Source organism: Bradyrhizobium sp. WBAH42 (assembly GCF_024585265.1).
In the GTDB taxonomy this organism is placed as follows: domain Bacteria; phylum Pseudomonadota; class Alphaproteobacteria; order Rhizobiales; family Xanthobacteraceae; genus Bradyrhizobium.
Window position 1 is genome coordinate 6,059,345 of the sequence record NZ_CP036533.1, and the last position, 12,189, is coordinate 6,071,533.

General features: G+C 64.9%; 13 protein-coding genes. 7 read left to right on the forward strand and 6 right to left on the reverse strand.

From position 1 onward, the window contains the following. The first annotated feature begins 361 nt into the window (after positions 1–361). The 4 genes from DCG74_RS28555 to DCG74_RS28570 all read left to right on the forward strand — a co-directional run bounded on the left by DCG74_RS28555 (position 362) and on the right by DCG74_RS28570 (position 4,519). Positions 362–2,329: an autotransporter domain-containing protein gene (locus DCG74_RS28555; protein ID WP_172783119.1), complete on the forward strand. Its 1,968-nt coding sequence runs from the start codon at positions 362–364 to the stop codon at positions 2,327–2,329. Positions 2,330–2,490: 161 nt separating this feature from the next. After that, a complete protein-coding gene (locus DCG74_RS28560) occupies positions 2,491–3,270 on the forward strand; it encodes an NAD kinase (RefSeq protein WP_036010536.1) in 780 nt (259 codons plus the stop codon). Between the two features lie 96 nt (positions 3,271–3,366). Further along, positions 3,367–3,912: a response regulator gene (locus tag DCG74_RS28565; RefSeq protein ID WP_008549760.1), complete on the forward strand. Its 546-nt coding sequence runs from the start codon at positions 3,367–3,369 to the stop codon at positions 3,910–3,912. Between the two features lie 28 nt (positions 3,913–3,940). Beyond that, on the forward strand, positions 3,941–4,519 hold the full coding sequence (locus tag DCG74_RS28570; RefSeq protein WP_172783118.1) for an Hpt domain-containing protein: 579 nt from the start codon (positions 3,941–3,943) through the stop codon (positions 4,517–4,519). Positions 4,520–4,631: 112 nt separating this feature from the next. Here the strand turns inward: DCG74_RS28570 and DCG74_RS28575 are convergent, their stop codons facing one another. The 4 genes from DCG74_RS28575 to folE all read right to left on the reverse strand — a co-directional run bounded on the left by DCG74_RS28575 (position 4,632) and on the right by folE (position 8,339). Continuing rightward, a complete protein-coding gene (locus tag DCG74_RS28575) occupies positions 4,632–5,807 on the reverse strand; it encodes a DUF2336 domain-containing protein (RefSeq protein WP_172783117.1) in 1,176 nt (391 codons plus the stop codon). A gap of 223 nt (positions 5,808–6,030) precedes the next feature. Continuing rightward, positions 6,031–7,050: a lytic transglycosylase domain-containing protein gene (locus DCG74_RS28580; RefSeq protein ID WP_246708695.1), complete on the reverse strand. Its 1,020-nt coding sequence runs from the start codon at positions 7,048–7,050 to the stop codon at positions 6,031–6,033. Positions 7,051–7,209: 159 nt separating this feature from the next. After that, entirely contained in the window at positions 7,210–7,632 is a 423-nt protein-coding gene (hisI, locus tag DCG74_RS28585; RefSeq protein WP_172783115.1) for a phosphoribosyl-AMP cyclohydrolase, read from the reverse strand. 26 nt (positions 7,633–7,658) lie between these two features. Next, entirely contained in the window at positions 7,659–8,339 is a 681-nt protein-coding gene (folE, locus tag DCG74_RS28590; RefSeq protein WP_172783114.1) for a GTP cyclohydrolase I FolE, read from the reverse strand. A 252-nt stretch (positions 8,340–8,591) separates the two neighbouring features. On the opposite strand from folE, the gene DCG74_RS28595 reads away from it, so the two are divergent. Next, positions 8,592–9,047, forward strand: a complete 456-nt coding sequence (locus DCG74_RS28595; RefSeq protein ID WP_172783113.1) for an iron-sulfur cluster assembly scaffold protein — start codon at positions 8,592–8,594, stop codon at positions 9,045–9,047. A 141-nt stretch (positions 9,048–9,188) separates the two neighbouring features. Here DCG74_RS28595 and DCG74_RS28600 read toward each other — a convergent pair whose 3' ends face one another. Then, positions 9,189–10,082, reverse strand: a complete 894-nt coding sequence (locus tag DCG74_RS28600) for a hypothetical protein (RefSeq protein WP_172783112.1) — start codon at positions 10,080–10,082, stop codon at positions 9,189–9,191. 255 nt (positions 10,083–10,337) lie between these two features. On the opposite strand from DCG74_RS28600, the gene yidD reads away from it, so the two are divergent. After that, complete coding sequence (yidD, locus tag DCG74_RS28605; RefSeq protein WP_172783111.1) at positions 10,338–10,676, forward strand: membrane protein insertion efficiency factor YidD; 339 nt, start codon at positions 10,338–10,340, stop codon at positions 10,674–10,676. Positions 10,677–10,766: 90 nt separating this feature from the next. Continuing rightward, positions 10,767–10,973, forward strand: coding sequence for a hypothetical protein (locus DCG74_RS28610; RefSeq protein WP_172783110.1), 207 nt, complete (start codon positions 10,767–10,769; stop codon positions 10,971–10,973). Here the strand turns inward: DCG74_RS28610 and DCG74_RS28615 are convergent, their stop codons facing one another. Continuing rightward, positions 10,974–12,188: a hypothetical protein gene (locus DCG74_RS28615; RefSeq protein ID WP_172783109.1), complete on the reverse strand. Its 1,215-nt coding sequence runs from the start codon at positions 12,186–12,188 to the stop codon at positions 10,974–10,976. Between the last annotated feature and the right edge of the window lies 1 nt (position 12,189).

Here is a 12,189-nt window from a genome sequence, read left to right on the forward strand (position 1 = left end):
GCTAATGCGCCGATCCTGATCCCCTGCAAGGGACTCGGCATTCACGCGCTGGCCCGAAAATCGCTAAATCTATTCATGTTTTATCGCCGCAGACCGCCGCGATCAATGCGCCGGAGCGGCTGCTCACAAAAGGTATTCGGAGCCATCTTGGTCCCTGCGTGATGCCCATCACAGCCTGCGTGGCCAGACCTGCGACATCCCGCCACATGTGGCGGCTCCGGTACAGCCGATTGGAAATCGCCGCCGATCACGTCGAATGCGCGCCGCTACGCTTCCGGTGCAAGCGTGGCTCCTTTAGCTTTGTTTCCGAGTGTTGCTGCGTCTGTTGATTCCTTGATTTTTGAATTGTTGGGGGCTGGGAATGAGGCAGTTTGTGCTCGCGCTGACCGGGCGGATCAGCAGCACGAAGCTCTTGTCCGGTGCCGTGGTCGCGCTTTCGCTGAGCTCGTCGGCAGCCTTCGCGCAATGCACCGGTGCGGTCACAGGCGCTGGTGCGGGATTCTTCGGGGCACAACTCGCGGCGATCTCGGCGGCGACAGGCGCGGCCTCCGGGTCAGTCGCCGGTGCGCTCGGCACCACCAACACCGCATTCCTCACGCAGCAAGGCAGCGCATTCGTCTCGGCGCCCGCCGATCCGAAGCCCGAGCAGCCCGGTGGGGGGATCTGGATCCGCGGAGTCGGCGGCGAGGTCACCAACAAGTTCACCTCGACCTCGACCGGCACGGTCAACGCCGGCATCTTCAATCCGGTGCTCGGTGCTGCATCGAACTTCAACTGCGCCGGCTCGGTTCATCAGAGCTTCGGGGGTGTTCAGGTCGGCCAGGACATCTCTCGCCTGAACTGGCGCGGCTGGAACGTTCACGTCGGCACAACCGCCGGCTATCTGTCGTCCAAGGCCACCGACAACGCGGGTGGCAGCACGAATTTCGAGGTTCCCTTCCTCGGCGCCTATGTCGTCGCAACTTACGGCCGCTTCTTCGCGGACGTCATGGTGCGCGAAGAGTTTTACCGCGCCGACCTGACCAATGTCGGCGTCGGGCTGTTCAACCAGCAGATCGGCGCGCGCGGCACCTCCGTGTCGGCCTCGGTCGGCTACAACTTCGCCTTGGCCAACAATTGGTTCATCGAGCCGTCCGCGGGCTTCACCTGGTCGCGGACCAATGTCGACGACTACACCTTGAGCGGCGGCGCCGTCTCGCAAGGCATCGTCTCGACCGTGACCACTTCGCCAATCGAGAGCAAGATCGGGCGCCTCACCCTGCGTGGCGGCACGACGATCACCTCAGGCAACCTGATCCTGCAGCCCTTCGCCTCGGTCAGCGTCTTCCACGAGTTCGCCGGCGACGTGACCTCGTCGGTCAACAGCCTGAACGCCAGCGTGTTCGGCGTCATCCCGATCGCGATTTCGCAGAACACCAGCACGAGCCGGGTCGGCACCTACGGTCAGTACTCGCTCGGTGTTGCCGGCCAGCTCGCCAACACCGGCTGGCTCGGCTTCGTCCGCGGTGACTATCGCAACGGCGAAAACATCGACGGCTGGACCGCCAATGCCGGCCTTCGCTACCAGTTCACGCCGGAACAGATCGCCTCGATCATGCCGCTGAAGGCCCCGGCCAAGGCGGCAGGCACCGTCATTGCGCCGACCAACTGGACCGGCGTCTATGTCGGCGGCTCGCTCGGTGTCGAATACGGCAAGACGGACATCCGCTTTGCCGGCGATCCGATCGACGGCAACAATCCGCGCGTGTTCGGCGGCCTCGGCGGCCTCCAGGTCGGCTATAATTACCAGATGCCGAGCAACTGGGTGCTCGGCATCGAGGGAGACATCGCGGCGACGAATTTGCGCGGATCGCGCACCTGCACCACGGTCCAGAACCTCGCGTTGCTGCTCAATTGCCAGAACTCGTCGGACTGGATCGCGACCCTGTCCGGCCGCGTCGGCTATTCCTGGAACCGCACCCTGATCTACGCAAAGGCCGGCGGCGCCTGGGCTCAGGACCGCACCAACGTCAATTGCGTGTTCGGCCCGCTCAATGGCGCCGTCGTCGGCGTCTTCCAGCTCGGTCCCTGCGTCAACCAGTTCGGCGGGGCCACCGACGGCTTCAGCAGCAGCGGCTATCGCAGCGGCTGGCTGATCGGCTACGGCACCGAGTTCGACCTTGGCAAGAACTGGTCGGCAAAGGCCGAGTACGACTATATCGATCTCGGCAGCCGGACGTCGCTGATGAGCGACGGCGTCACCACGATGCGCGACAGTGGCAGCCTGTCCCAGGTCAAGATCGGCGTGAACTATCGCTTCACCCCGGGCGCCGTCATCGCAAAATATTGATCCGCGGCAATCGACCCTGTCTTTACCCTGAATTGAACCGGGCGGCCGCTCAACGGGCCGCCCGGTTGCTTTGCAACGGGTCATCCTCGACAATGCAGACCCACCTCGTATAGACGAGCCCGGCGGAACCTTCCTCGAGCCAGCGGCCCTGCCGAGACGCCATGACCAAGCCTGCGCGATACGACCGGATCGCCTTCGTCGCCAGCCCGAGCAACGAGGCGCAGGCCGCCTTTGGCCAGCTGACCAGGGACTATGGCAATTGCGATCCCGACGAGGCCGACGTGGTCGTCGCGCTCGGCGGCGACGGCCTGATGCTGCAGACGCTGCACCACCACATGCGGACGGGAAAGCCGATCTACGGCATGCACCGCGGCACGGTCGGCTTCCTGATGAACGAGTACTCGACGCATGATCTGCGCCAACGGCTCGAGACTGCGCATGAGTCCGAGATCAATCCGCTCTTGATGCGCGCGACCGACGTGAACGACCGCGTCCACCTGCACCACGCCATCAACGAGGTCTACCTGTTTCGCCAGACCTCGCAGGCGGCGCGCTTGCGGATCCTGATCGACGAGCGCGAGCGCATGCCGGAGCTGATCGCCGATGGCATCATTGTGGCGACGCCGGCAGGCTCGACTGCCTACAATCTGTCGGCGCAGGGCCCCATTCTCCCAATCAACGCCGCCCTGCTGGCACTGACGCCAATCAGCGCCTTCCGGCCGCGGCGCTGGCGCGGCGCCCTCCTGCCCAATACGGCCTATGTCGTGATCGAGGTGCTGGAAGACGACAAGCGCCCCGTTGCCGCGGTCGCCGACCACGAGGAGGTGCGCAGGGTCCGGCGCGTCGAGGTGCTTTCGGACAAGAGCATCTCCATGCGGATGCTGTTCGACCCTGGACACAGCCTGGAAGAGCGCATCCTGCGGGAGCAGTTCGGCTACTGAGCCTCCTGCCTCCTGCCGCCCGCCTGCCGGCAACCCTTCGTTAACCCACGCCACGATATGGTTAACGAAGGTTGACCCGCTTTTGGCCCGGGCGTCATGTTCCGTATCGACTTCAACAAGCTGCGCTTCCTCGTCTGCGACGACAATCCGCATATGCGCCGCATCCTGCGGACGCTGCTGCATTCGTTCGGCGCGCGCGAGGTCTACGAGGCCGAGGACGGTGCCACGGCGCTCGAAATGTACAGCCATTACGTGCCCGACATCGTCATCACGGACTGGGCCATGCCGATCTTCGACGGGCTCGAGCTCGCGCAGATGATCCGCCAGCCGGAATCCAAGGGCAATCCTTACGCACCGATCATCATGCTGACCGGCCATTCGGAGAAGCGCCGCGTCACGGTCGCCCGCGATGCCGGCGTCACCGAATTTCTGGCCAAGCCGATCTCGGCCAAGGGGCTCTATCAGCGCATCCTCAACGTCGTCGCCAATCCCCGCCCCTTCATCAAGACCAAGACCTATTTCGGCCCCGACCGGCGCCGCAACACCAACTCCGCCTATATGGGCCCGGAGCGCCGCGTCGGCGAAAAGCACGAGGTGCTGCAGCAGCCCTCGCTGCTCGACAAGGCCCGCTCCTCCATCTAGCGCAACCTCTTCAGACGAGGCAGGCATCATGGCGAAGAACAGCGCAAAGGACATCGAGGTCAAGGCCTTCGCCACGCACCAGGTCATCACGCAGCCGAATCCGCTGCGCAAGGTCCTGCGCCGTGTCGAAGACAAGGACATGGACGACCCGATCGCCCGCGCCGAGCAGGCGCTCGCGAGCCTCTCCGGTGAGTTCAAGGACTGGATGGCGATCGAGGTCCAGAGACTGTCCGCCGCCTGGACGGCCGTGCAGAAGGACGGCTTCACGAAGAAACTGCGCGACGAGCTGTTTCACGCCGCACACGACATCAAGGGCGATGCGGCGACGTTCGGCTTTCCTTCGGCAGCGGGCATCGCCGAAAGCCTGTGCCGCGTCATCGAGCACGCGCCTGATCTGGACAAGGTGCCGGCCGAGCTGTTCACGCACCACATCAACGCCATTCTCGCCATCGTGCACGAGAACACGAGGCTCGACAGGATCAGCGTCTCAGCCGAGCTCAGCCGCCGCCTGCGCAAGGTTGCGGACGATTATCTTGCCCACGTCAACCGCGACCGCCCCGAGCATCTCGAAGTGATCCTGGCGCCGAGCATCGCGCCCGTGGAGTAAGGCTTCACTCACTCCTCGTCATTGCGAGCGCAGCGAAGCAATCCAGAATCCCTCTGCGGAAACAGTCTGGATTGCTTCGCTGCGCTCGCAATGACGGAATTTGCGGATCCACCTACGCCGCGATCAGATCGTCGTCGACCGGATCGATCACATCATCCGCGACAATCTCCTCGCAGAACAGCCGCGCCTCTTCGCGCGCGGACTCGGTGGCGAAGCGGCGCAGCAGGACCATCAGGGGCTCGGTGGCGCCGCGATCGGACTCGCAATGGGTCAGCACGCGTTCGACCATGCGCCGGCGCAGCCGCACCGCGCCATCGTCGCTGTCGACGAAGCCCTGCTCGTGGCAGGCATCGAGCGCGACCTGGAACGCCGCAAACGTCGCCTCCGGAAGCCCGGCGCGACGGAGCAGCGCGTGCACGCTGTTGCCGCCGCGGTCGTGCAGCAGCGCCGAGACGCGCGCCAGCGGCAGGTCGGCGAGTTCGGCGAGTGCGGCGTCGAACAAGCCCAGATTGCCCGACAGCAGTGCGCGCAGGATCAGGCCCGCGGTCAGCTGGCCGGTGATGCGCAAGTGCCGGACCAGGCCCTGCATGTCATCGCCGCGCGAGCGCGCCGCAATGTTCATGGTGGAGCGGTCGCGCGCTTCGACGGTGATGCGGTCGGCGCGGTCGGCGCTCAGCCAGTTCCGCGCCACGACGAATTGGGCCAGCGTCTCGGAGAGCTTTGCCACCAGCGCCGCACGCGTTGCGGCCGGCAGATCCTCCAGCACCAGCATCGCCTCGCGGATGGCTGCGAGATGGCCGTGGCGCTCGACGATCCGGTCCCACGAGAACGGGGCGAGCTCGGCGTGGGGATTTTCAATCAGCTCCAGCGCGGCAGCCGCGCAGCCGACTTCGGCGATCGCGGCGCACACCGAGACCGGCAATGCGATGCGCCGGGCGACCGCGCATTGCACCTCCTCGCTGCCGGTCGCGACGATGTCGACGAGATCGGCGTCGATCAAGAGCGGGGAATGTTCGAGCACCGGCAGCGCGACCGTCGGCTGATCGGCCGACAGTGCCCGCACGATTGCGGCCGGCGCGTCGAGGCTGCGGGCAAAGGCTTCGGCCATCGCCTGCCGTACCAGCGGCGAGGGATCGTCCAGCAGCATCAGAAGCGCGCCTTCGGCGGCGGTGCGGTCGTCTGCAGAAAGGTCCGAGATCAGCCAGGCCCGGGCCAGCGCCCGTGTTGCCTCGGCCCGCTCGCCTGCGGGCGCCGTCCTGATCCAATTGATGAACTGCCGAACAATCATGCTGCTTCCGGCTTACACAACAAACGAAAACGGTGACGGCTCGTCACCTGCAACACAAAATAAACCACGACGCTTAACAAAGCGTTCACCATAACTGGCTGGTTTTGTTGATGATTTGTTAAGGGAACAAAGCCGCCTCAGCTGTGTGCCCCGGACGCAGCGCAGCGCCTCGTCAGGCGAGGCGCTGCAGAGCCGGGCCCAGGCCTCGAACACGCGAACTCGGCTAGCTCGAGAACGTCCCGCTGCGATCGCTGAAGAGATCGAGCGGCTGCGGCGGCCGCACGTCCGGCGTCACTGAGGCGACCGAGGTCAGCGAGGCATTGTTGCCCCAGAGTTTCTGCACCGTGGTCGAGACCGGCTGCGTGGCATCGCCGGGCTGATAGATCGAACGAAACACCGGCGTACTCGCCGCATTGTCCGCGACCTGTGTCGACGACGTCGCGCTGACGGGCGTCACTGTGCGGGTATTCGGGAAGGTCTGGAGATAGGCGGCGTTGTCCATGACAGGTGCAGTGGGCACGACTGCATTGGCACTCGCGACCTGCGTGGTCGACGGCGTGCCGCCATACATCGCCATCGCACTGCGCGTGACTTTCGAATTCGCGGCGCCGGCATAGCGGGCGTCCAGGACCGAATAGACTTCGGAAACGCTGCGGGCGCGGCCGTCCTTGGCGTAGAAGATCGGGCGGTTGGCGGCCGCCGCGTTGGGAAACAGCCGCGCCCCGACCGCTTGCGGATTGTCCTCGGCGTTGGCGATCAGCTTTGCGGCGCCGCCGACGCCCATGAAATGCGCCATGTAGAGCTCGCTGTCGCTCGGCCTGCGGCCGAGCAGACCGGTGAGCTTGAAGCTGTTCGACTGCGTCAGCGCCGCCGCCATGGCGGAAGCGGCTTCGGGGTCGTCGCGCAGCTTCATGATCGACCGCTTCTTGACGGGATCATCGACGCTGTAGGTGCCCGACGACGTCCTGGTGATGGCGTCGGCATAGCTGCCATAGCCGAGCTGGGCGCCCGCCTCCTTCACCGTGCCGAGCCAGGTCTGGTCGATGAACTGGTAGAGCCCGTGCGCGGACGAGGTGGTGGCACCGGCCGTCGGATCGAAATCCGATTCCATCTTGGCCGTGGTCAGCATGTATTGGAAGCTGACGCCACTGATGTTCGAGGCCTGCTTGATCGCACCGGCGACACGCGCCCGCGACGGATCAAGGCCGGTCGTCTGCGGGGCACTGAAATTGTCGATCGACATGATGAAGTGCCCGCCCCGCGCGGCGTTGAGCGACGCCGGCAATTCGGCGCCCGTCGTATCACCGTGGGACAGGTATGGTTAATGGGGGGTTAAGGCGCCTCTCGTCGGCTGAATGGATTCCGGGCTCGCACCTTCGGTGCGTCCCGGAATGACAGCGAGCTATTTCTTATAGACCGCGTCTGGATCGAACAGCCGCTCGGCGTCGGTGAAGACCAGCTTCGCTCCTCCGCCCTCGGCCTCGACCTTGCGGTAGAAGCACGACCGCCGGCCGGTGTGGCAGGCCGCGCCGATCTGCTCGACGCGGATCCAGACCGCGTCCTGATCGCAATCGGTGCGCATCTCGACCACGCGCTGGGTCTGACCCGACGTCTCACCTTTTCGCCACAAGGCATTGCGCGAGCGGCTGAAGTACCAGGCGTCGCCGGTCGCAATCGTCTTGCGCAGCGCCTCCTCGTTCATGTGCGCGACCATGAGCACGTCGCCGGTAGCGACGTCGGTGGCGACGACCGTCACCAGGCCAGCGGCATCGAACCTGGGCAGGAAGGCGAGGCCTTCCTCGATCTCGTGGGAGTGAGCGGACACAGCAACTCTCGCCGGTTTTCGCGAGGTCAGCGCGTCGTGCCTCGCACCAGGGACAGGAAACGGGCCTGCTCCGCCGGATTGTCGCGGAACATGCCGGTGAAGCGGCTGGTGAAGGTAGAGGCGCCATGCTTGGCGACGCCGCGTACCGACATGCAGGTATGCTCGGCCTCGATCAGCACCGCAACGCCGCGCGGCTTGAGCACCTCGTCGATCGCGGCGGCGATCTGTGCCGTCAGGTGCTCCTGGGTCTGGAGCCGGCGGGCGAAGATGTCGGTCAGGCGGGCGAGCTTGGACAGGCCGACGACGCGCTCCACCGGCGTATAGGCGATGTGCGCCTTGCCGTAGAACGGCATCATGTGATGCTCGCATTGCGAGGTGAACTCGATGTCGCGCACCAGGACGAAATCGTCATAGCCTGCGGTCTCGCCGAAGGTGCGGTCGAGCACCTCGGCCGGGCACTGGTGGTAGCCCTGATACAGCTCGTCGAAAGCCTCGACGACGCGACGCGGCGTGTCGAGCAGGCCCTCGCGCTCGGTGTTCTCGCCGATATAGGCGAGCAGCGTCTTCACCGCCGCTTCCGCCTCGGCGCGCGCAGGGCGCGGCTGGTCGGCGCGGACGGCGGCCGCGAGGAATTCGGCAGGATCAAGCTCGGCCGGGCGGCTCTCGGGCTGCTTGTTGGGGCGGATCGGCTTGATTGTGGCGTCCATGTCTACTCCGTTCGACGGCCTTGTGGCCGGAGTGTCACCGGCAGACGGGGCGGCAAGCCGCCAGACGCCTGAAGAGAACAGTTTTGGCGAAAAGGCCCTTTGGTCACAACGTCGATAGTGCAGATCTGGATCGCAGGCGACGCACCGCTGGACTGTTTTTCCACCAGTTCCGCCCCTATATAGGACCGTGGGCGGCGCCCGCCAAGGCCGATCAGGCCCGGACGCGGGTGTGGACGTGTTGGACTCCATCACATGCTGAACGACATTTATAACAAGCGGATCATCGAGCTGGCCGGGAATATTCCGCGCCTCGGACGGCTGTCGGCCCCCGATGCCAGCGCGACCGCCCACTCCAAGCTGTGCGGCTCGACGGTGAAGGTCGATCTCAAGATGGACGGGGACACCGTCACCGACTTCGCCCATGACGTGAAGGCCTGCGCCTTGGGCCAGGCCTCTTCATCCATCATGGCAAGTCACGTGGTCGGCTCGACTGCGAGCGAACTCCGTGAGTTACGCGAAACCGTTCGCAAGATGCTGAAGGAGAACGGCGCGCCTCCTCAAGGCAAATGGGAGGAGATCAAGTTCCTCGAGCCGGTCCGCGACTACAAGGCGCGCCATGCCTCGACGCTTCTCACCTTCGATGCCGTGGTTGATGCCATCGGCCAGATCGAGGCCAGAACCAAGCAGCCGGCCGCAGCGCAGGGCTGAAGCCCCTCTCCGTCATTCCGGGGCGATGCGCAGCATCGAACCCGGAATCCCGAGATTGCAGCGCGAAATCCTCAGGTGCATACTTGCGCACCATGGTTCGCGCTGAGGCGCGCCCCGGAATGACTGCCAGGATTTAAGAGCTTACTTCTGCGTCGCCGCAGCCGGCGTGGCAACGCTACCGGTCGGCACCACGGCCTCCGCCGTCTTGGTCGACTTGGAAGCCTGCTCCGGTTCCGCGCCGAACCTGGCCTGCGTCTTCGCTGCGAGCTCCGCCATTGCCGGCGCCGAGATGTCCACGTGCGGGAGCACGTCAGCCACGAGATCGGTCGTGACCAGATTGGTGAGCTTGAGTTCGCCGGCGTCAAGCTCGTGCAGGTCCTCCCAGGGCGGGACGCTGAGCGCAAGCGACAGCAGGTCGCCGGCCCCGCCCATGTCGAAGGTGTACTTGGCGAGGCGGCCGATGTCGCGCTCTACGATCATCAGGTCCTGCGCGCTGTAGCTCGCCGCCTTGGCATCGTCGGCGCGGTCGCCCATCCAGATCTGGTGAACCCGGACATGGGCGGCTTCCGGCACGTAGCGCTTCTTGCCGGCCAGCAGCAGGAACACGCACATGGATTCGCAATAGGCTTCCGGCGCGACCGCCGGGCGCGTCGATGGGCCCCCACGGAGGCTGACGCCGACCGTGGTCAAAAGCCCGAGGTTACGGAAGCGCCGGCCGAGCGTGATCGCGTCATTGACGGAACCGCCGCTGGAATCGAGCACCACCGTGGCGCCGCCGAGCTGCCGGCCGCGCGAAAACTCTTCGAATTCTTTGGGCGTATCGGCCGTGATGATGCCGACTGCGCTGACCCAGCCGCGGCAGTTCGGCTCACAGGCGACCCAGCTGAACTTCATCGGCAGCTTGCGCTCTTCGAGGGCAACGCCGGCGCGGGCCGACGATCCGAATGTTGCGACGGCGCCAGCCAGCGCGACTCCACATACGGCTGTTCCCACCAGCAACCAGCCGCGAAGATTAAGGGAGTTCAGAAGTCTCAATCTGGTTCCTTCCCCAAGCCCCAATGCCACAAGGTCCCCAAACAATCCCCGGTAGCGCTATCTGAGTCCATCATACAGGCGTATGTTTCTACACACGGCCGTCATAAAAATGGTATCCGGGCGAATACAGATCGTCCACAGATACTTGCTGCACTGCTCCCAAAAAGCATGCAAAATATGGCGTGGAAACAACAGCTTACAGTTCCCTGCGCCGGAACCGGGCAACACCTCGCTCAACATTGCAGCATAACGCACATGAAGCATTCAGCCTGCGAGCATTATTCCAGTTCCGGCGATCGTGCGCTCCGGCTGCCGCGCAGATTCGGCCGCGCGCTGATCTGGCTGTATCGCCATACGCTGTCGCCTCTGGTCGGGTACAATTGCCGGCACCTACCGACCTGCTCCGTCTATGGCGATGAGGCGATCGACCGGTTCGGGCTCTGGGCCGGCGGCTGGATGACGCTCGCGCGCCTGCTCCGCTGCAATCCCTTCGGCACATCCGGCATCGACAACGTGCCTCTCACCGCGCCGCGGGGCGCACGCTGGTATCTGCCCTGGCGCTACGGCCGCTGGCGCGGGGTCAATGCATCCTGACGTTGCCGCGCACTTGTGCGGCGCTGCCCCGACCGGAACCTTGAAGTTTCCACTTGCGTTGTTTTGGTGCTCCCACGGGAGGAAACAACAATGCGCTGGAAAATCAGCCCGCACTTTCACGTCAAGCCTGGTCCGAATCTCGATCACAGGGGCCACGATCCGAGAACCATCGACCTGCTCGCCATCATCGCTTTGCTTGCGCTCGTCCTCGGCTCCGGCTGGTATCTGACGAGGAGCCTTGCGACACAACCGAGCACGACGACCTTCATCGTACCGAGCCAGAGCGTGCATTGGTGATCACCGGAACCAGAAAAAACGTCCCTGTGACGGCGGGACCGATTCCGGCGGCCGTAGCCGCTTCGGGCGTGGCGGCTTCGGCGCCGGCTCGGCCGCCGAAGTGGTCTCCATAGCCGGTGCGGCGTCGCTGCCCGGCACCTTCACCGACAGCAGCAAATTCGATTCATGCATGCGCCAGCGATAGCCGACGCCGAAATCGATCGGCTGGGCCCGCGTGAACAGCTCGGCGTAGCGCTGCTGGTGGCGGCCGGGGAATTCGTCAATCGGACCGAGATAGCGGCCGAACGGAAAGAACCGCCATTGCCGCGCATTGTAGTTCGCGAGCGGGATGCCGGAATCGTCCTGGACGATGGTGGCGCTGTTGGCGAGCAACCAGTCCCGAACGACGGTGAAATTGCTGGAATGCAACAGGTAGGACGCACTCTTGAGCAGGCTGTTGCCGGGTCCGAGCGTCTCGCAGAACTTCAGGAAGCCTGCGGCACGTGCGCCGGAATTGGAGAGGTCGGTCGAGAAATAATACAGCGTGCGCGTTTCCCCGTCGCTGCCGGCGAAGGTGATGCGGACGCCGCGCGTGGCGTTTCGTCCGGGATTGTCGTCGCCGACATGTACTCCGCCCTTGTCGTCGAGCGCGACCATCTCGACATTGCGGATGGTCTTGCCGGAGCGGGCGAGGAAGACGTAGAGGATCGGCAAGGTGCCGTTGACCTGGTTGGCGTGCAGGTCGACCTTCATCTGCTTGGTGATGAAGAAGGAGAAGCTCAGGATCGAGCCGAGCGAGCGTTCGACGTTGTAGAGCGCAGCGCTGACCGAGCCGCGCGGCAGCCGCGTCAAATCGGGCACCGCGCCGACCGGCTCCAGCGCGCCGAGCACGTAGGTGCTGGCCTTGGAATAGAAGGCATTGGCGTAGAGGAAATCGGGGCCGCTGAACATGTAGAACATGGTCGGCCGCGGCGCGGCGAGATTGAGGTCGGTCCAGCTGCGGATCTTGGAGAGCTGTCGCTGCTCGAGCTGAGCGAAGGCGCCGTCAAAGAATTTCGCGTGACGCTGCCAGGCCGGGTCCCTGGTGAGCGGCACCAGCGGCGAGTCCGCCGAAGGCTGCATGCCCGCAAGGAAGCGCGCCGTGTCGTCGAAGGTGACGTCAGCGGCACGCGCGAACGAGACGGCCGCAACCAGGAGGGCGAAGGCAACGGCCGCGATTCTCAGGGGGCGGAGCATG

Bases quoted from the DNA above. Each gene is read 5' to 3' on its own strand.
- DCG74_RS28555 (WP_172783119.1), top strand. From the start codon at position 362: ATGAGGCAGTTTGTGCTCGCGCTGACCGGGCGGATCAGCAGCACGAAG.
- DCG74_RS28560 (WP_036010536.1), top strand. From the start codon at position 2,491: ATGACCAAGCCTGCGCGATACGACCGGATCGCCTTCGTCGCCAGCCCG.
- DCG74_RS28565 (WP_008549760.1), top strand. From the start codon at position 3,367: ATGTTCCGTATCGACTTCAACAAGCTGCGCTTCCTCGTCTGCGACGAC.
- DCG74_RS28570 (WP_172783118.1), top strand. From the start codon at position 3,941: ATGGCGAAGAACAGCGCAAAGGACATCGAGGTCAAGGCCTTCGCCACG.
- DCG74_RS28575 (WP_172783117.1), bottom strand. From the start codon at position 5,807: ATGATTGTTCGGCAGTTCATCAATTGGATCAGGACGGCGCCCGCAGGC.
- DCG74_RS28580 (WP_246708695.1), bottom strand. From the start codon at position 7,050: ATGTCGATCGACAATTTCAGTGCCCCGCAGACGACCGGCCTTGATCCG.
- folE (WP_172783114.1), bottom strand. From the start codon at position 8,339: ATGGACGCCACAATCAAGCCGATCCGCCCCAACAAGCAGCCCGAGAGC.
- DCG74_RS28595 (WP_172783113.1), top strand. From the start codon at position 8,592: ATGCTGAACGACATTTATAACAAGCGGATCATCGAGCTGGCCGGGAAT.
- yidD (WP_172783111.1), top strand. From the start codon at position 10,338: ATGAAGCATTCAGCCTGCGAGCATTATTCCAGTTCCGGCGATCGTGCG.
- DCG74_RS28610 (WP_172783110.1), top strand. From the start codon at position 10,767: ATGCGCTGGAAAATCAGCCCGCACTTTCACGTCAAGCCTGGTCCGAAT.
- DCG74_RS28615 (WP_172783109.1), bottom strand. From the start codon at position 12,188: ATGCTCCGCCCCCTGAGAATCGCGGCCGTTGCCTTCGCCCTCCTGGTT.